General features: G+C 57.8%; 7 protein-coding genes. 3 read left to right on the plus strand and 4 right to left on the minus strand.

What is annotated here, in order from left to right:
* Nucleotides 1-16 precede the first annotated feature (16 nt).
* The 4 genes from BVK86_RS01165 to BVK86_RS01180 form a co-directional block, all read right to left on the minus strand.
* A complete protein-coding gene (locus BVK86_RS01165; protein WP_075944666.1) occupies nucleotides 17-3,901 on the minus strand; it encodes an RHS repeat domain-containing protein in 3,885 nt (1,294 codons plus the stop codon).
* A gap of 66 nt (nucleotides 3,902-3,967) precedes the next feature.
* Nucleotides 3,968-6,841, minus strand: a complete 2,874-nt coding sequence (locus BVK86_RS01170; protein WP_075944667.1) for a hypothetical protein — start codon at nucleotides 6,839-6,841, stop codon at nucleotides 3,968-3,970.
* A gap of 101 nt (nucleotides 6,842-6,942) precedes the next feature.
* The gene (locus BVK86_RS01175) at nucleotides 6,943-9,363 is read right to left on the minus strand and encodes a hypothetical protein (RefSeq protein ID WP_075944668.1); all 2,421 of its coding nucleotides are present in this window, start codon (nucleotides 9,361-9,363) and stop codon (nucleotides 6,943-6,945) included.
* Nucleotides 9,364-9,429: 66 nt separating this feature from the next.
* Nucleotides 9,430-11,235, minus strand: coding sequence for a hypothetical protein (locus BVK86_RS01180; RefSeq protein ID WP_075944669.1), 1,806 nt, complete (start codon nucleotides 11,233-11,235; stop codon nucleotides 9,430-9,432).
* A 355-nt stretch (nucleotides 11,236-11,590) separates the two neighbouring features.
* Here BVK86_RS01180 and BVK86_RS01185 point away from each other — a divergent pair, with 355 nt between their 5' ends.
* From BVK86_RS01185 to BVK86_RS01195, 3 genes are all read left to right on the plus strand, one after another.
* Nucleotides 11,591-16,723, plus strand: coding sequence for an RHS repeat domain-containing protein (locus BVK86_RS01185; protein ID WP_075944670.1), 5,133 nt, complete (start codon nucleotides 11,591-11,593; stop codon nucleotides 16,721-16,723).
* A 248-nt stretch (nucleotides 16,724-16,971) separates the two neighbouring features.
* Nucleotides 16,972-17,526, plus strand: coding sequence for a fimbrial protein (locus BVK86_RS01190; protein WP_075944671.1), 555 nt, complete (start codon nucleotides 16,972-16,974; stop codon nucleotides 17,524-17,526).
* Between the two features lie 88 nt (nucleotides 17,527-17,614).
* Nucleotides 17,615-18,370 carry a fimbrial biogenesis chaperone gene (locus tag BVK86_RS01195; RefSeq protein ID WP_075944672.1) on the plus strand — a complete coding sequence of 252 codons (756 nt, stop codon included), beginning with the start codon at nucleotides 17,615-17,617 and terminating at the stop codon, nucleotides 18,368-18,370.
* The last annotated feature ends 7 nt before the right edge of the window (nucleotides 18,371-18,377 follow it).

Genomic DNA, 18,377 nt, shown 5'->3' on the forward strand with positions numbered 1-18,377 from the left:
TTGTCAGTCGCCAGCATCAGGACTTTGGGTCGGCACCGCCCTGGCGCTCGGCGAGCGCGACTCCACCCGCAAACACGAAGGTGCTGTTCCGATCACCGTCGATCCGGTTGGCCGGTTCGTCGCCACGGTAGAACAGCTGTTCGTTGCCTGCACCGCCGCGCACGTTGGACAGGGTGTCCTCGCCGTCGTAGCCGTAGGTTTTCGTCGAGCCACCGCCGAGGGTGCTGACGGTTTCCAGGCGGCCCAGGCTGTCGTAGCCCAATTCAAACTCCCGATCCTGCAGCAGGTTGCCGTTGGCGTCGTAATTCAGCTCGATGTTCGGGTAATCGGCATGGCTGTTGGTGATGGCCCCCAGCTGTGCCGGGTCATCCCTGTCGTAGACGAACTTGGCGATATTTCTGCCGCCGGCAAAGCGGGTCCTGACCTCTTCGAGGTTGTCCAGCGCGTCGAAGTAGAACTCCTGCTCTTGAATAGTCTTGCCATACGGATCCACCGGCGCCAACGGCCCCGTACAGGTATAGAACTCAAGGCGCCCGCGAAGCTCGTATTCGTATTGCTCGTCCCTCAGCGTCGCTCCGCCGGCGCTGGCCCCTTCGCTCAGCAGACGGCGTTCCACCTGGTCCAGGCCGTTCCAGGTCTGGCTCAAACGTTGCGCCGAGTCACCGAAATCAAACACGCGCAATGTTTCGTGGCCCTGGGCGTCGTATTCCAGCGTGATGGTCAGGCTCTGCTGGCCGCTGGTGTCCACCGTTTGGATACTGCTTGTCAGGCCCTGGTCGTTGTAGGTGAACACGGTTTTCACATGCCCCGGCGAGCCCTCGTTGCCAAACTCGGTCCAGACCATCCGTCCGGTGGCGTCATGTTCATAATGCTGGACCTGACCGAGCACGTCGGTGTATCGCAGCAGGCGTCCGGTACGGCTGTACAGGTAGTGCATCTCGTGGCTTTGGCCATCCTGATCGCGTTTTTCGCTGGCCACTTCACCCTGGCTGTCATAGGTGCGGATGAGCGCCAGACCTTGTTCCGCCGACTCGATCAGGCGGGCGTTTTTACGATCGTAATCGTAGGTGGCTTCGATAGGCGCCAACGTACCGGACTTTGGAATCACCGTGCGTTTGACCGGCTCTTCCGTCAGCTCCGGCAAATACTCATAGGCAATTACATCTCTGCTGGGACGGATCACCCGGGCAGGCTGGCTGTTGCTGGAGTCAAATTCATAGGTGGTGACACGCCCGCCAGTCACCGACTCGGTCATCCTTTCCAGACCGTCGAATGTCTGCGTACCGAGCACCTTGCCGTTGACGCTGATCTTTGTCGGCAGGTCTTCACGGCTGTGAACGGCATATTCACGCACCACCTTGGCGCGGTCCGGCAGCGTCGTTTCAATCATGCGATCGAAGGCGTCATAGCGATACAGGGTTTCGAAACGCGCGGCGTTCATTTCGGAGGCGGTTCTGCCCAACCCGTCATATTTGTAGCTGTGCAGGCTGACGCGCTGCTCGGCCAGATTCAGACGTTCGATCGATACCGGTTTTTCGAAGCGGTTGGAAACGGTGACCGCCTTGCCCATACCTTCGACCCACTCTTCACGGGTGAAGGTGATCGGATCGTCGAGGGTATGGGTTTTAACGCCGTCCGGGCCGGTGACGCTGTCTTGCTGGCCCCACAGGTCATAGGTGTAGCGGCTGGTCAACCGCAGATCCTTGCGCTCCAGCCAATCGATCTCGGTTTCAGTGGTCAGCTCACCCAAGGCGTTGTAGGCCGCCTCGTAAATGGCGCGATAAACCGCTGGCTGACCGCCTGCGTTGTCAACGTCATAGTGTTCTTCCTTGATGGCGCGACTGAGCCCGTCGAACAGGGTGCGGGTCTTCACGCCCTTGACGTTTTCGACTTCCTGGTCGGCCAGTTCAGTCACGGGGGCCTCGCCTTGCCCTGCCGGACGGATCAAGCGGTAGCTGTAGGTTCGCGTCGCGGTATGGTCCGCGCTGTCCGGCGCCACGGTTTCGGTCAGTACGCGGCCCAGCACGTCATACGTGGAGCGGATTCTGACATCCTTGTCGCTGGTCAACACCGGCAAGCCGCTGATGAGCGAGCGTTCCTCGGTGATTGTTTTGGTGACACCATCAAAGTCGGTGCTCAGGGTCTGGATCGTGCGCAGCACGGCTTCATTGGCGAACGTGGCATACGTCGCGCCGGGTTTGCTGTAGGCATAATCGGTAAAGGTCGTGTCACCTCCCAAAGTCACCGCCCTGCGCTCCAGTTGCCCGTGCAGGAAGGCGTTGCCCCGTTCATTGATGTAGTTATTGACCGTACGCTGCAGCAGGTTTTCGGCTTGTCCATTCACCTCCAGCAAACGTTCTTCCGCCAGCGCGACCCAAGGCGTCGTGCCAGTGCCGATGGCGGGTTGTGCCACGTACCGGTAGCGGGTGCGCAAAACCGGCGCCCCGGCTTGCAGATCAGGCACCAGGGTCGAATCAGCCGCAGGTGTGACGGTATTCTCGCGCACATGGCGGACGAAACCGTAAGGGTCTGGCGGGCAATCGCCTGCTACGCCTTCGGCCGGATAGTAGGACGTGCTTTCAGTAACGCCATTGGCCTGCACGCTCAAGGTCTGGTTGCCGTGGATGTCGTACTCGCTCAGCTCCTTGTCTTCACGCCACTCCCGTGCATCGTTGGTCAGTTCCCAGCGGGTCACCACTTGCTTGGGCAACTGGCACTGACGAACCTGGTTTTCGAAGGAGTCCGTGTCGTTGGCGTAGTAAGTGGTCGTGACCGTCTTTTGGTGAGTGCCCTGGGTCGTCACTTCCGACTTCAGCAGGTGAAAGCGGTTAAACGTACGGGTCACGCTTCTGGCCGTGGCCGCACCGACCATCAGGCTTTCGGTAGAGCTGTAATCATAGGCGCCGATGATTTTGTACAGGTTGTCTTCACCGTTGCTGTCCCAACTGATCGGGGCGTTGTAGCCGAGGAAGTTGTTGCCGCTGTAGCTGTATTTCACCGCGATCGGTGGCTGGCCACCGCCCGGATCGGTGACGTGATCGGTCACCCGCGGTAGATTGGGGTAGCCGGGGTTGCCCGGAAAGCCGTGGCCGGCGTCGTTGTACTGAATCGTTTCGTGGGCCCCCAGCGGTGTCCAGACTTCCTTGATGCACAGTTGCTCGCGTTCCAGGCCGTAGAGAAAACGCCACCCGGCGCCATTCGCGGTTGGCAGGGTGATTCGCGTCATCCGGTCGTTTTCCAGATGCAGGGTGAATACCGCCAGGGGCACGCCTTGAACCGGTTTGAGACGGATCTCGACGGTGCCTGCGGTCAGGTTGCGAAGCACTTCCAGCAACACGCCCTGGCTGTCACGGATCGTGCTCAACATGCGGCCTTGCCCCGCCGCCTGATAAGCCAGGGTCACTTCGTGGCCCAGCGGTGAGTACATCTTCACCGGCATCGCAACCTGCGGCGTGGAGCCGGTGAGTTTGAGAATTTCCACCAGGCCGGAGGTGTGCACCACCTTGAAATCACCCTGCGGGTCGCCGGTCAGTTGGTACAGTTTGAAGCTCTGGATCTTCTGCTCTTTCATCTTCAGGCGCGTAGGCTCACCGTCGCCTGCGTAGTTGCCGGTCACCTTGAAACTTTCCCCCGAGTGCACCGCGATGATCTGCGTGCTGGGGGTGTATTGCGTCGAGGCCAGGCGCCAGTTCAAGCCGAAGCCGTTGTTGATCGTGCTGATCGGGCTGTAACTCAGGTTCAATGGCACGACCGGCCCGCGCAGATCATTGACCTCTACCTCGTGCAACGAGAGCCCCACCGTGTATAGACCGGTGCGCGGATCGACGCCCGACTGAACGAAGCTCTGAAAGTTGAATGCGTTGGAATGCACCGCGGTTTTTTCTTCGGTTGTACTGTTCATGTCCATGACCTCGAAAAACTAAAAGCGGAAAACAGTGGAGGCGTAGTGTTCGTGCACCGCGCTCGCTCAATGTTCAAACAGGGGTTCGACGACAGGCCGGTTCCGGTTATTCGTCGGGAAACTGATCCGTACGGGATGACGGTGGCCTTCGGTATCGGTCAAGACCACCTTCAAGCCTTCTTTGAGTGGATACAGGTCCGGGTTCCCGGATGTGCCGTTGGAATCGGCCTGGCGAATATCGATACGGCGGAACACGCCGATCAGGAAGGCGCCTGCCGCAATGGGCCGGTCAAGATTCTGGTCCAACACCGGTTTGAGATTGCGGTTGGCCTTGATGATCGAGTCAAACGCCATGACGCCTTCGTCGCCTGCAACCCTTGGGTCGTTGAAGGCGTAACCTGTGTAGGTGAACATCTTTTCGTTGTCGTAGGGGCTTTCCCATTTGACCATCGAGGTTGTAACAGGGGAAATTCCCACGCCGAAGGGTGACTGAAACTCGACCGCCTCGAAATTCAAGGGCATTCCACCCTGCTGCCCGCCTTTTTTATAGGTCAGCGTGAAGTAGTCCGTGGTTTCCAGGAAGAGCTCAAAACCGTCGTCGTTTTCGCCGTTTTCCGGATCGTCAGGCCCTCCCCCCTTGACACGGCGACGTGTCATTTTGAAGGAATCCGGGTGCACTTCCGGCGATGGCACAGGTTCCAGTTTGATGGTTCCGTCTTCATGGCCGGGGTGAGCATCCGATCGAAACGGTGCTTGACCACTCGGGTCGTCCACCACCGCATAGAAGTCGCCGACTTGCACATCCCGTGTCACCAGATAGACCGTTATCAGGTTCGGCGTAGCAGTCGTTGAAACACCGGTTGCCTCGTTTTGCCCATTACTGACAAAGCTCCGGAACCGGTTGGGAATCCGTGTCTGGGCCCACAGCAACGGTGCCAACGGATCGTATGGAATACCTTCCTGGCCGGCTGCGACCTCCGCAACCTGCTGCTCGGACCGACGGTGATAAATCATCATCGTGTCCTCTTCCTCGGGTGTCAGAGGACGGCCATCGGTTTCGATGCGGACTTCAACGGCCAGCTGCTGATAGCCGTTGGCGTACACCTTCGGTGAACGCAAGGCTGTCAGGGAGAACTTGGTGAGCATTGTCCAGTCGGACTCTACATCGATGTTATTCAACTTGATGATGCTGTAGCCGGTCCTGACAATGATCCCCATGTAGGAGATGTCGCACTTGACCACACTGAATGGCCGTGAAGTGATGGTCGGTGCAGTGAACACCCCGTCTCGCACCGTGCCATCACCCAACACCTCCCAGCTACGTTCAAATTCTGGCGGTGCATCGGTCACCGGTTCCAGCTTCACCGTGGCCGAGCGCGCAATCGAACTGACGAACGCCGGTTCAATGGTCATGGTGGTCGGGAATTTGGACAACACCACACAGGCGCGTACGGTTTCACCCGAAGCATCGCGCACTTCGATCGGCTGCACCATCAAGTGCTCCGGCAAGTCGTCGGCGTTACTCGGCGGCGTGTAGACAGCGCTGTTGCCGTTAGCGACCAACCTGCCGTACGCCGGTTGACTCCAGGTCAGCGCACTGCCGCTGAGCGCCGTGGCCACGAAAGTCACCGAGGGACCACCCACCTGACGCGGGACACAACCGGGTGACAGGGTCATGGCCTCGGCGGTGACCAGCAACAGCGCCGACACGCGATGGACGCGAGCTGGAATGTCTCCGTTGGCAGGCTGGGTCCAGGTCGCGGTGACAATGTTGCGTACCGACTCCTTGCCAAGCTTCGCGGCCGTCACTGGTTGATAAACACCGGTCGTCGCATTGATGCTGCCCGCCGACTCAATGGTATTGAGGCTCCTCACGCTCCAGGTCACGCCACTGACCGGCGCTCCATTGAACAAAGCCTTGTACGTCAGCGGGCTCCCGCCGGCCTTGAGGCTGTGCATCGCTGGCTCAATGGTCAGCGAGGTCCTCGACGGGTCCAGGCTGCCAAAGATCACCATGTCATGGGGCGTGTGGCGAGAATGTTCGACGAACACATTCTTCTGCCCGGGAAACAGGACACTGCGGATCAGGTCGAGTTTCTCATCGTCGGAACGCTCGATGAACTCCTTGGCCAGGACCATGGTCGCGGAATATTTACGAACACCGTTTTCCTCATCGTCCGGGATCAGGTAGGGGAATCGGTCCCTGGAAGGAATATCCCCCCCCGTGGCGTTGCCCCTGAGTTTGATCAGTACGACCACGGCGCCATCACCCACATTCAACGCCCCAGGCAATTGCGCACCCGGCGCTCGCTGCGTCAGGATGATGAAGTTGGTGGGGCTCAGGTCGCTGCCGCCCTTGAGGTCGAGAATGCCAAGCTCGTAAACCTGGCGCTCGACTGGCAGGTTGTTGAATTTTTCCTGGAAAAACCCGCCGATTTTTTGTTGGCTGGCCACGGGCGCCGCAAGGTCGCAGACGAATTCGGTGCCCTTGGACAGATCGAGTGTGACCCGCCCGAGGCGATCGATCGAACCCACGACCAGTGACAGATCCAGTTTGATTTTCAGCGTATAACCCTGGGCCTCGGTGATCTGGTAGCTGTACAGCACCCCGGTTTTGATTTCGAACGCGGTGAATGAGCCGCCCAAAATACTGAAGGTCAATATTGCCCGGGAGTTGTCGAGCGCGGCCGGCTCAAATGACAACAACGGTTTACCGATCATCACATCTTTGAGAACGCCTTTTTCAGTCAAGGAGTCATTCAAGTGCACTTCGCCGGAGAACACCGGCACATAATTGGAACCGTCATACTTTTCCAGCCACTGTTGAAGCAACACCCGATTAAGACGTTCACGGTCGAAAGCACAAACGGCGCCCCAGCGTTCAGTAATGGCGCGGTCTTTCATCTTTTCAAGAATACTGGCGAGTGAATTGCTGGCCATGTCAGTTACCCTCAATAACAATTTTTCGGTGCATTTGGAGAGCCCTCTGAACTATTCAGCAGGCTCGACAACATCTTTTATGTATCGATTAAACAGCCGTATTAAATTTGCGGCAGTCCATCGAGTGAACCTGGAGGTATCTCCGGTACCGGTTGTGCAGGCAAGGCTGCAAGTGGCAAGGGTTGGATCGAGAAGGCATCGCCGAGGAAGAAGTCCCCCATTGTTGCTCTGGCGGTGATGATCACAAATTGATGTGGGCTGTTCGGGCTTGGCGTATAAACGCCAGTCGCATCAATCGAACCTGCGTCGGTTGGCGGAAAGAGATCCCAGGTGGGCTCCAGCGATTGCCCGTTGAACTTCGCTGAAAACTTCGCCTTGCCAGCCGCTTGCAACTCCATATTTAAAACCAGGTTCTGCTTGTCATGGGTCACCACAACAAACGAAGACTGCGTTTGTTGGGTGGCTGTATTGGTCACCTTCACTTCATCAATGGTGAAGGTTCGCTTCGTAGTGCCTACGTCCTCCTTGGGCGGTGCGGTATAGACATTGGTGCGATCGGGGCTGGCGTTTTCCGGAATGCTGCCGCCACCGATCACCGTCCATTTCAACGCGCCACTGAGGGAGTTGGCGCTGAATTGCCGTGTTTGCACCTGGTTATCCGAGGCGGAACAGGTTTGTACCAGCGGATTGAGGGTCACGGCGCGGGCGGCAATGGTGACCAGGGCCTTGCTGACATGGGGATTACTGCCGGTGCCGGTGGCGGTGATTTTGACCCGTTTGAAGGTGCCACCGATCTGGCTCAAACCCGGCGCGGTATAGCGACCGGTGTTGGCATCGATCTGGCCAGCGTCGGTGGTAGTGCCGTCTAGGTTGCTGACACTCCACTTAAGGCCCGGCACTGCCGGGTTTGTGGTGAAAGTGTGAGTGGCGCTGTAGCCCAGGAGCTTTTCGGCCGGGTCGATACTGAAAGTGGTCAGTCGGGGGCTGATGGAGCCGAAGCTGATCATGTCGCCAGGTACGTCGATGGTTTTAAGTTGTACAGAGTCTGTGCTGTTGAATAAAAGGCTGTGCAATACGAAAACGTCAATGGGTTCAAAGGCTGCAGACAAAGCCTGCGCAAAGTGCTCTTTGCAAACGGTCGATTGATGTCTGGAAAAATCGGTATATAAATTAATCCACTCTGCAAACACGTCATCCGGCTTTGCACTCACAGTTTTAATAGTTGACTGAAAATCAATAAACTCCACACCTACCGTACCAGCAACCAAATCAATGTTAAGCGAAAAATCCGCACCGAGCTCAGCGTTCAACTCGAGTTCCATTTGAAACGGATTTCCATTTGACAGCGTAATTACCGCATCACACCAAATTCCTCTTTTTGCGCCCATAACAATTCTAAAGCGATTCCCCCCTACCCTCGTTATGGTCATCCTTTCGGTCGCCCCAAAATACATAGGCAAGAAAAAACCATTAAGCCTCAATTCATGGACTGAAGGCTCGCCAGGAAAAGTAGGAGCACCATTAAAATAATAATGACCCCAGCCTAACTCCAACCCCCCTGTGGTTTGCCGGGCTGTGATTGACTCAACAAACCCATGATTATTATAACGCACGTCAAACGTCGCATCGGGATCCCTAAAAGCTTTCGCCAGAGACCCAGCGATAATATTCTCCATCAAAAACGACTCTTTCAACATCAAACTTGAATTCAATTCCGGCCGATCAACAGGTAACGGATAAAGCCAATCTTCACCCGGAAACCCACCCTCCAACTCCCCCTTCATCGCAATCCGCAACTCCAGCGCGCCATTGCCGAAATTGGCGGCACTCCTGAGGTTGGCACCCGCCTCCATCACCGTACGCATCTTGAACTTCGCCGGCTTGAGAAACTCCTGCTCGGTGTAAGTCAGTTGCCCCAGCTTGTAAGTCCGGCGCGCCGGTTCGGCCTCGCGGAACTTGCGTTTCAGATAGGCGCCGCCCATCCGACGTACGTGCTCGACACGCGAGTTGGTCAACTCCCAGACGTGACGCTGCGCGGCCGGATCCCCCAGGTCCAGCACCACACTCCCTCCCTGGTCAACCTGGCCGATGATATCCTTGAGCGATACCCGGTTGGCCGTGAGCTCCGGATGATCCAGCGGGTCGAACGAACTGATCTTTGTCACTTCGGCGCCTCCGCCGGGACCGCTGTAGAGCTCGATCTCGGTGCCCCCGACAACCGCCATGCTCATGTTGGCCTCGGCCACATTGGCGCCGTTGCTATCCGGGTTGTTTTCAAAACTCAGGCGGGGAACATCGGTCTGGTAGTTATTCAGCCAGTACCAGGTGGTTTCTCCAGTGGCGTAAGTGTCGTCGATCGGTGGCATGTAGGCATTGCTGTCAAACTTCTGGATATATTCCTGCTGCAACAAGTGATTGCACTTGTCGCGGTCGTAGGCGACAAATGCACTCCAGTCATTGGTACGCGGACGCAATGCCGCCCATTCCAGATATTCGCGATAAGTGACTCTTCGGGCTGCCATGGTGTTCATCCTTATTTATTAAACGTTTGGTGTGTCGCAAGTTTTATGACTGCGAACAGCGTCCGATCAAACGGCCAGGGTAAACCTGGCATCGACCAGTTTCGTTTCAGCACCGGGCTCATAGGTGATCGTCACGCCAACGGTGACGCTGCCTGTTTGAAACTTCTGCAACTCGGCTTTGCTGACAAATGTTTCAACCAGATTCGCGCTCGCTTGCGCTTGGGTCACAACATGATTGTTGAATATCGGGTAAGTCAGGGTCGCACCCGCCGTATCTTTCCCGACGAGTAATGCATTGAGTGTCTGGCCGGCACGGATATAGGCCCAACCACGGGGGAAAGAGAACTTCTCGCCCTGGGCAGGAACGGCAGAAATCGAAATTCGCCCGCCGCTGGCCTGGGCTTGTGCCGATTGAATGGCCAGGTAGCGGTTCAGCGGAACCGGCAATACGCGGAGCACATAAATGTCCGACGGGTAGGCAAAGGTTTCACCTTGCGGCGTGACCTTGTAATACACGTTGACCAACTTATCCATGTTGGCGGGAATGAACTGTGGCGGGATATTGAAGAGGCGGCCGCCCGGGGTGACAGGTGCAGTCACAGAATGGGCACCGGTCGTGCCGAACCCCTCGAAGAACACTTCGATTTTGTCGTTGGGCCCATAGCTGGCTTCGTCGTCGATCTGGATATTGATACCTGAGCTGACAAGCCCGTCGGCGTCGATTTCGCCTGCGCCTTCGACCGGATCGTCCCCCGGCCGTGCGTCCACCACAATGGCCATCGGCAGGACCAACGGCCCACGGATGGTTGCCGGGTAAGGTGTCGCCGACAGAGCACTGCCCATCCAGGCGAACTGATATTGCAGCTCGATGGGCGAGCGATCGGTGGCCTTCACCCACTCCGGCGGCACGACCAGCTCGATGAACCCCTTGTCGATGGTCGAGACGTCGACCCGTGCCTGCAGGACAAGCGGTTCCACCAGGTCCAGGTCGGAGCGGACGTAGCACAGCAGTTCATCCCCGACACCGATGTCGGGCCAGGCATTGATACGCAGCGGCAGTCCCTGAGGAAATTGCACCGGATTGATAGGCCCGCCGGTATGACCCACGATGGTCAACGCCGGCAGTTGTGCTGAGGTCGGTGGATTGAGCTCGATGGTTTGCGTGGCCGACAGGGTTTGTTCCAAGGCCGTACCGGCGTACTGAATACCGTAGCTCAACTCGATCCTGCCGCCATCGACCCGACGCAAGTCACTTTTGTTGAGAAACAAGGCCAGCGGCTTGTCGAGATCGGCCTTGGTGACAGTCGTGGGATAGGCCAGGGCCGGCAGATATTCGTCGCCGTCGGAGTCGAAGCGTCGGCAATGCAAGGTGACGATGTCCCCCACCGACATCGCTTCGTAAGGCACCAGGCGCACACCCAGCGCCGCCGGCGCTTCGCTTAGATCCAGATGCAGATCATGGGATTCCTGGATCTGTAAAACGGGGAGTGCCGGCCTCGCCCGCGGACGTTTGCCGACATAGAAATACATCCGCCGGGATTCGTCGCCAGGGGCTCCACCGGCGATCGCCACACGATAGGAGTAGAACGCCAGGCCCCCATCGAGGTCGACAATGGTGTGATTTTCGATTTCGGCGGGCATGCCGTAGGGCGTCAATTTGCTCAGGTCCACCGCCACCTGATCATTCAGTTCGTCGACCACCGCGCCATCAGCGGCGCAGCCGCGAAAATTCAGAAGGAGCAAATGATCGTCGCCGGTTTCTATTCCGGGATACTTGATATAAGTCATAAGCTTGGAGCTGCCCAACTTAACCAAATCGACGGCATTATCGGGGCCCAATGACGGGATCGTCGGCGCAGGGTTATCAATCATGAATAAGCTTCCTTACATTCAGGCAGTTGTTGTCCGCGAGTGGACGAGTGCCGCTTTCATTGAGCACAGTTTTTACGCCTGAATAAGGGGCCTGGGTACTATCAGAACTGCTAGGTTCGCGTTCTTTTAAATGCTGGTAGTGTTTTGCTTCAGTCAACTGTGGCTTTTAAATTATCAAAAAAAACACAGACAGACAGTCCAGGACTCTGCTTTAAAAATCGAACTCAAAGCAGTGACTCATTTTTACAAAGTATTAAACAACCGAACACTACCGAGGCAGAACATCGTCTTTAGTTGCGCGCTATTCACGAAACGTCTGCCGCTGCTAGCTCATTCCCGTTTTGAGGTTTGACGCATGACCACCACCAACGCCCAACCCACTTCCGTGCACTCCAACGCATTCAACTTTCAAAGTTTCGTTCAATCCGGTGTCGACCAACGCACCGGTCTATACACGGTGTCGCTGTCTTTTCCGGAAGTGAAATCCTGTGATCTCAGCGGCCCGGCGGTGCCCCTCTCGCTCGGTTATAGCCCCATCAACACGGTCGACGGCGGTTATGGCAAGGGCTGGCGTCTGGGATTGACGCAGTACACACCCAGTACACAGATCATCTCGGTGTATTCGGGAGAAAGCTTCAAAGTCACAGGCAGCGACCCGTCCGTTGCCGGCCGACTGGTGATGAAGGAACAGAAAATCGAGACCTTCAAACTGTACGAACTGGTCAACAGTCCCCTCGGTCAGTTCAAGGTCGTGCACAACTCGGGGCTGGTAGAGATCCTCAAGCTCACCGGTGCTGCGCCGCAAGTCGCGATGCCGGTAAAAATGTACTCCCCTCAAGGCCACGAAGTGACCCTGGACTACCAGTCCCCGGGCCAAGGTCGCATGCTGAGCACGATCCGGGACAGTCAGGGCGTGTTGCTGGAAGTCCTGCGCAACCTGGTGGCCAAAAGCGTTGACATCCGGGTAAGACCGGTCGCCGGGGTGCCGGCAGCCATGTTTGTCCTGCAACTGGAAGGCGACCTCATGACCCGGGTCACCCTGCCGACCGCCAACAACGCCGGCTGGCGCTTTCTGTACGGACTGGAACGCGAGCAGTTGTGCATCAAGGAAGTCTGGACGCCGCTGGGCGCGCACGAAACGATTCAATATAACGACGCAGGACATGGATATCCGGGCAACCCCGGCTATCCCAACCTGCCGCGCGTCACCGACCATTTCACCGATCCGGGGGCTGGACAGCCACCGATCGCCTTGAAATACACCTACAGCGGCAACAATTTCCTTGGCTACAACGCACCGATCAACTGGGACGACTCCGGTGAAGACAACCTGTACAAGATCATCGGCGAATACCTGTACGAATCCACCGAAAGCCTGATCGTGGCCAATGCCGCAGTGCGGACCGTGACCCGGACATTCAACCGTTTCCACTTGATGACCCAGGAAATCACCACCCAGGGAAATGCAAAGAAAACCCTGAAAACCCTCTACTACGCCAACGATATCGACACCTTCGAGCGCCAGGATCGACGCTGCCAGTTGCCCCGGCAAGTCACCGAACTCTGGGAACTGAATGACGATCCGCGCTATTGGCGGCAAGACAAAAAAATCACGGAATATGACATTCACGGCAACCTGACGTTGACGGTGCAGGCCAATGGCATCACGGAAGCCATCGCTTATTACCCGGCCAGCGGCGCGGCGGGTGATTGTCCGCCAGACCCCTACGGTTTTGTACGTCATGTCCGGGAAAAAACCGTGACGCCCAGCGCAGACACTTCCCGGGTGCCCGAACTGCAAAACGGCGCGGCAACCCTGCGCTCGCGCTACCGCTACGAATCGATGCCTCCCCTCAGCGGCAGTACCACGCCCTGGGTCGCGCTGATTGAGGAACGGATGCTGGAAGTGCGGGAATCCGGGGAGCATTTGCTTCAGCGCGCGGTTTACGCCAACGTCAACGCGCCGACCAATCAACTTGCCCATGGCCGCCGCCAGCGGCAGGCCGTGACGGTCGGTGAAGCGCCGGGCCATACCACGTTCACCGAGTTCACCTACAGCAAACAGGCCGCGACCTTTGCGACCTTTGCCGGTGAAACGGTGCTACGCACGGAAGAAACCCTCAGCACCGACTTTGACAGTGTCAGCAAAAGCGTCACCCATGAACGCTCGATGATCCACGGCGAACCCATGCTGATCACCGACAAGGATGAACAATTCAAGTACACCTACGATGCCCTGGGCCGTGTGCTGACAGAAACCGAAGCACCCAATACGCCCTACCCCGCGACCCGCTCCTTCACTTACAGGCTGATTCGCCCGGCAGGACAAGGCGAAACACCGGTGACCGAACTCGCCGGGCAAGAGATGGAAGACGTCAAGAAAGTCAAAATCCGCACCTGGTTCGACGGGCTGAGCCGTTCGATTCGCGAAGAGCAACAGGACCTGGACAATGCCGCAGGCAACCCGCCGGTGTTCCGTCGCACTTACGAGGCCGCCTACGATGCCTTGAGCCAGTTGGTCAGGGAAACCGAGATCGACTGGCTGGAAAAGACCGACCTGCGGCTGACCAGTACCTTCACCTATGACTTGTGGGGTAATCAGGACAGCGCCACCGGGCCGGACGGCATTACCCGTCGTACCCGTTCCAGCCCGATTACCTTTACCACTGAACAGTGGATCGAAGGCATCGGCAAATCGGTGACGGTATCCAATCGTTTCGACAAACCGGTGAAGAGCGAGCAGTTCGATCTGAATGGACAGCGCCTCAGTCTGCACCGCTATAAATACGACGGGCTGGGCCACTGCACGGAACAAATCGACGCGCTGGGCCGCATCACCCGGTTCACCTACGATGCCCACGGCCGTTTGCTCAGCAACACCCTGCCGGACAGAACGGTGATCCGCCGCGCCTATGCTGCCCATAGCGCCACACCGCTGATAAGCAGCCTGTCGGTGCAACCGGGCAATGTCCTGCTGCCCGCCATCGTCGTCGGAAAACAGGAGTTCGACGGCCTGGAGCGCCTGACGAAGACGACCGTGGGCGGCCGCGTCGAGCAATTGCACTATGAAGGCGGCCGATTGCAGGCAAGTCGGCGAATCACCCCGGCCGGCAAGCAGATCGACTATGAATACAAGCCCGGCCTGACCAGCCAGCCGACCATGATCAAGCCGCCCGAAGGCAACTCGACCTTCGACTACGACCTGCTCAACGGCAACCTGCAATCGTCGAGCAATGCGCGGGGCACCTACAGTTTCAGCTACACCAACGCCGGGCATTTGAGCGTAGAAAGCTGGAAAGACGCCGGCCACCCGGACCCATGGGTCACCCGTTACTCCAGTTCGCTTAAAGGCCGTCAGCTGAGTCGCACCGACGTCGGCGGAGAGGTCACCGAAGCCGATTACGACCCGGTCAATGGTCGCTTGCGCAGCGTGCGCCAGTGCCAGTTGCAGGCCGACTTCGCCTACGACAACTGCGGTCGCCAGTACCGCACCATCAGCACCGATCTGGGCACCGGAAATCAACTGACCACCACCCTGGCCTTCGACGATATCGGTCGCGAAACACACCGCACGCTGACACTGCGCAACGCTCGGGGGCTAGCATTGCAACCTGATCGAAGCATTGAGCTGACCTACCTGGCCGACGGCAGCGTCAGTACCCGACACCTGCGCGTGGGCGGCATCACGGCGTTGTTGGAAACTTTCGAATACGACTTGCGCGGTCGACTGGAAGTGCATGGGTATTCGGGGCCCGAGCTGCCCAAAGATCGATTTGGTCATGGGATGCTCAAGCAGTTTTTCGAATTCGATGCCCTGGACAACATCATCTACAGCCGCACCGATTTTGCGGACGGCAGCCGCAATATTGCCCAATACGGCTTTTCAACCGACGACCCCTGCCAATTGGTCCGCGTCATTCACAGTCATCCGGACTATCAACAGTATTTGTTGACCGACTTCACCTATGACGAGGACGGCAATTTGACCCATGACGAACTGGGCCAACAGTTGCATTACGACAGTCAGGGCCGGTTGCTGAAGCTGAGCACACCGGCAGGTCAGCCGGTGACGACCTACGACTACGACGCCCATGACCACCTGGTGGCGGTCAAAACGCTGGGGCAATCGGAGCGCCTGCGTTTCTACGAAGGCACCCGGTTAAGCGACATGGTCCAGGACGGGCAGCACACTCAATTGCTCCATCAAGGCGCTCAGCCCCTGGGTCAACAGGTGCCGGGGGACGACAGCAAAACCCTGTTGCTGTTGACCGATGCCAAGCAATCGGTGATTGGCGAAAGCCAGGCCGACGAACTGCGCACGGCGTCGTACACCGCCTATGGCGAAATGAGCAGTGACGCCGCTTTGCAAAGCCTGCAGGCCTTCAACGGCGAAGTCCGCGACCCGCTCAGTGGCTGGTATCTGCTCGGTCGTGGTTATCGGGCGTACAACCCTTTCCTGATGCGCTTTCATAGCCCGGACTCCCTCAGCCCGTTTGGTGCCGGTGGCATCAACAGCTACATGTATTGCTCGGGCAACCCGATCGCCTTCAGTGACCCGACGGGGCATGCCGGAGAGAGCAGCAGGCTGATTCGCGACCCAAGGTTCATGTATGGCGCCGGGGGCGCTGCGATTGCCTTGGGGATTATCTTGAGTATCGTGACGTTCAACCCCGTACCGCTTGCGCTGGCGGCCGGGGTCGTTGCCAGTGCTGCAGGTGCGGCCGCTGCCACTGTAGTGAGCGTATTCAACGGTGTGCTCGCCGTCACCGCGGCCATTACCACCGTGGCGAAAGTGGTGACCTGGTCGACGTTTGTCACCGGGTTTGGCGTCGAAGGTGCATCAATGGCAGCAAAAGGCCAGAGGCAACAGGATGAGTTGCTGTGGGTCAGTTTTGGATTGAGCTGGGTTATGTTGCCGAGTTTCAAGGCCTTGAAGGTTCCTTTGCCGGATATCCCGGTCCAGGCGATAAAAAGCGGCAGCCCGAGGGCGAGCAGATCGCCTTCCGTTTCGAGTACATCCAGTTCTTCCAGTTCTTCCAGTTTTTCCAGTGGTATTAGCGGAACCAATAGTGCTGGCAACTCCAGTGGATATCATGGTTCCCGATCTGGCTCGTCATCATCCGGATCCACGCGTTCAAGTGGGTCAACCCGTTCAAGTAGTTCGACCCGTTCAAGCAGCTCGAGCAATATAGCCACTCAGCAGGCCGCTCAGGTTGCACTCGGTGAAAGCCGCGCTATGGATTTTGAGGCAATTTTCGACCTCGATTTTAATTTCGTATCGACTGATCGGAACATCAGCTCAACACGGGTTGAACTACCTCCAAGCATTCAGGCGGGTATTCTTGCCTCAATAAACGAAACAACCCTCACGCGATACGCTCCGGATTCAGGCGTTCTACCCGGACAGGAGTATTTCCGGGGAAGGCAGAATAGTCATAGACCAAAAGTAGTACCGCCGATGGTACCCTTAAAATACTTGTACTCCTGACTTCTAACTTGCCAGGCAATCACCGCTGATTGCCTGGTTTTTTATGCACGAAACATAAACAAATAACTCTCAACGACTCACCCGCCAAATTGAGAGTTTTCTCATATATCCCCTCCCCCCGCCCTCCTAAAATGCGCACCCCGAGACACTGCCTCACCCCTCATCAACGATTAAAACACTCAACAAGAGTGCCGCACCGGAGTTGTCTCAGTTCAATCTCGCCGGGCGGATAGACAAGGACATACAACATGAACAAAACCCTACTCGCACTGACCCTGGGCCTGGCTGCCAGCGTCGCCGGCACTTCGGCATTCGCTAGCAGCGTTGGTCAGATCAACTTCACCGGCAACATCAACGCCAACACCTGCCCGATCGACGCGATCGACCCGGGCACCGGCGCCACCGGCCCGATCAACCTGGGCAGCGTGGCAGCACCTGATTTCGGCGGCGCGGCCGACACTGAAGTGGGCGGTCGCGAGTTCGCACTGCGCATCAAGGACGGTGCGGTCTGCGGCTTTGCACCGGGCGATACCGCCAGTGTGCGATTCGACAGTACTCACGGTAGCGCCGGTACCGGTGGCCGCTACTACGCCATCCAGACTGGCGGCGCCACCGGTGTTGCACTGGCGATCAAGGACAACGACGGCAAGCACGTCGACAGCGGGACCCAATCCAAGGATTACCCGCTCAATGCCACCGGCGAAACCCGCATGATCTTCAACGCCAAGTACCGCTCCACCGCAGCGACTGTCGTACCGGGCCCGGTGATCGCCAACATCAACTTCCTCGTCACCCTTCCGTAACGTCCACCCCCTTGAGCGCAACGCCCGCTTGCGCTCAAGGGGCACGTGCGTCACAGCTCCAGCGCCCGCATCGCCCAGAGGTATTTTCATGTTCGGATCGATCAAAGCATTCTGTCGTCACCGCAGGACGCGCCCCTGTGTCATGGCCGCGCTGCTGCTGGCCGTGCACGCACCGGCCAGCCATGGTGCATTGACCCTCAGCGGCACCCGTGTGCTGTTCGAGAGTGACAAACGCAGCGTTTCGCTGGTGGTCGCCAACCCCAGCGACAAACCCTACGCCGTGCAGACCTGGGTCAATACCACGGCCGACGACACCACCACCGCGGTGCCGTTCATGGTTTCGCCGCCCCTGTTCAGGGTCAACCCCGGCAAGGAACAGCAGGTACAAATCAATGGCCTGCCCAACTCACTGCCGACCGATCGGGAGTCGCTGTTCTATTTCAACGCGCAAGAGATCCCGCAGGTCGAGAACGATCAAAGCAACGTGCTGAACATTGCCATCCGCACGCGCATCAAGCTGTTCTATCGCCCCAGCCAGTTGAAGGACACCCCGAATGTTCGCCTCAAGGATCTGCAATGGTCGCTGCAGCGGATCGACGGCAAATCCAGCCTCGTGGTGAACAACCCGACACCTTTTCACTACACCTTCCACCGCGTTGAAGTGACTGCCAACGGCCAGTCGCGGACGCTGGAAAACCGTCCGATGGTGCTGCCGTTCGACCGTCAGGTATATGCCCTGGATGACATCAAATCCGCCCCTGACCTGCGCGTGTCGTTTACCACCATCAACGACTACGGCGGCATCACTCCGCTGATGAGCCAGCCACTCCAGAACAACCGCTGATCGCCCA

The sequence above is a fragment of the Pseudomonas reinekei genome (genome assembly GCF_001945365.1).
GTDB lineage: Bacteria > Pseudomonadota > Gammaproteobacteria > Pseudomonadales > Pseudomonadaceae > Aquipseudomonas > Aquipseudomonas reinekei.

Excerpts from the sequence above, each read along its gene's own strand:
- BVK86_RS01185 (WP_075944670.1), top strand. The coding sequence starts at position 11,591 with ATGACCACCACCAACGCCCAACCCACTTCCGTGCACTCCAACGCATTC.
- BVK86_RS01195 (WP_075944672.1), top strand. The coding sequence starts at position 17,615 with ATGTTCGGATCGATCAAAGCATTCTGTCGTCACCGCAGGACGCGCCCC.
- BVK86_RS01165 (WP_075944666.1), bottom strand. The coding sequence starts at position 3,901 with ATGAACAGTACAACCGAAGAAAAAACCGCGGTGCATTCCAACGCATTC.
- BVK86_RS01175 (WP_075944668.1), bottom strand. The coding sequence starts at position 9,363 with ATGGCAGCCCGAAGAGTCACTTATCGCGAATATCTGGAATGGGCGGCA.
- BVK86_RS01180 (WP_075944669.1), bottom strand. The coding sequence starts at position 11,235 with ATGATTGATAACCCTGCGCCGACGATCCCGTCATTGGGCCCCGATAAT.
- BVK86_RS01170 (WP_075944667.1), bottom strand. The coding sequence starts at position 6,841 with ATGGCCAGCAATTCACTCGCCAGTATTCTTGAAAAGATGAAAGACCGC.
- BVK86_RS01190 (WP_075944671.1), top strand. The coding sequence starts at position 16,972 with ATGAACAAAACCCTACTCGCACTGACCCTGGGCCTGGCTGCCAGCGTC.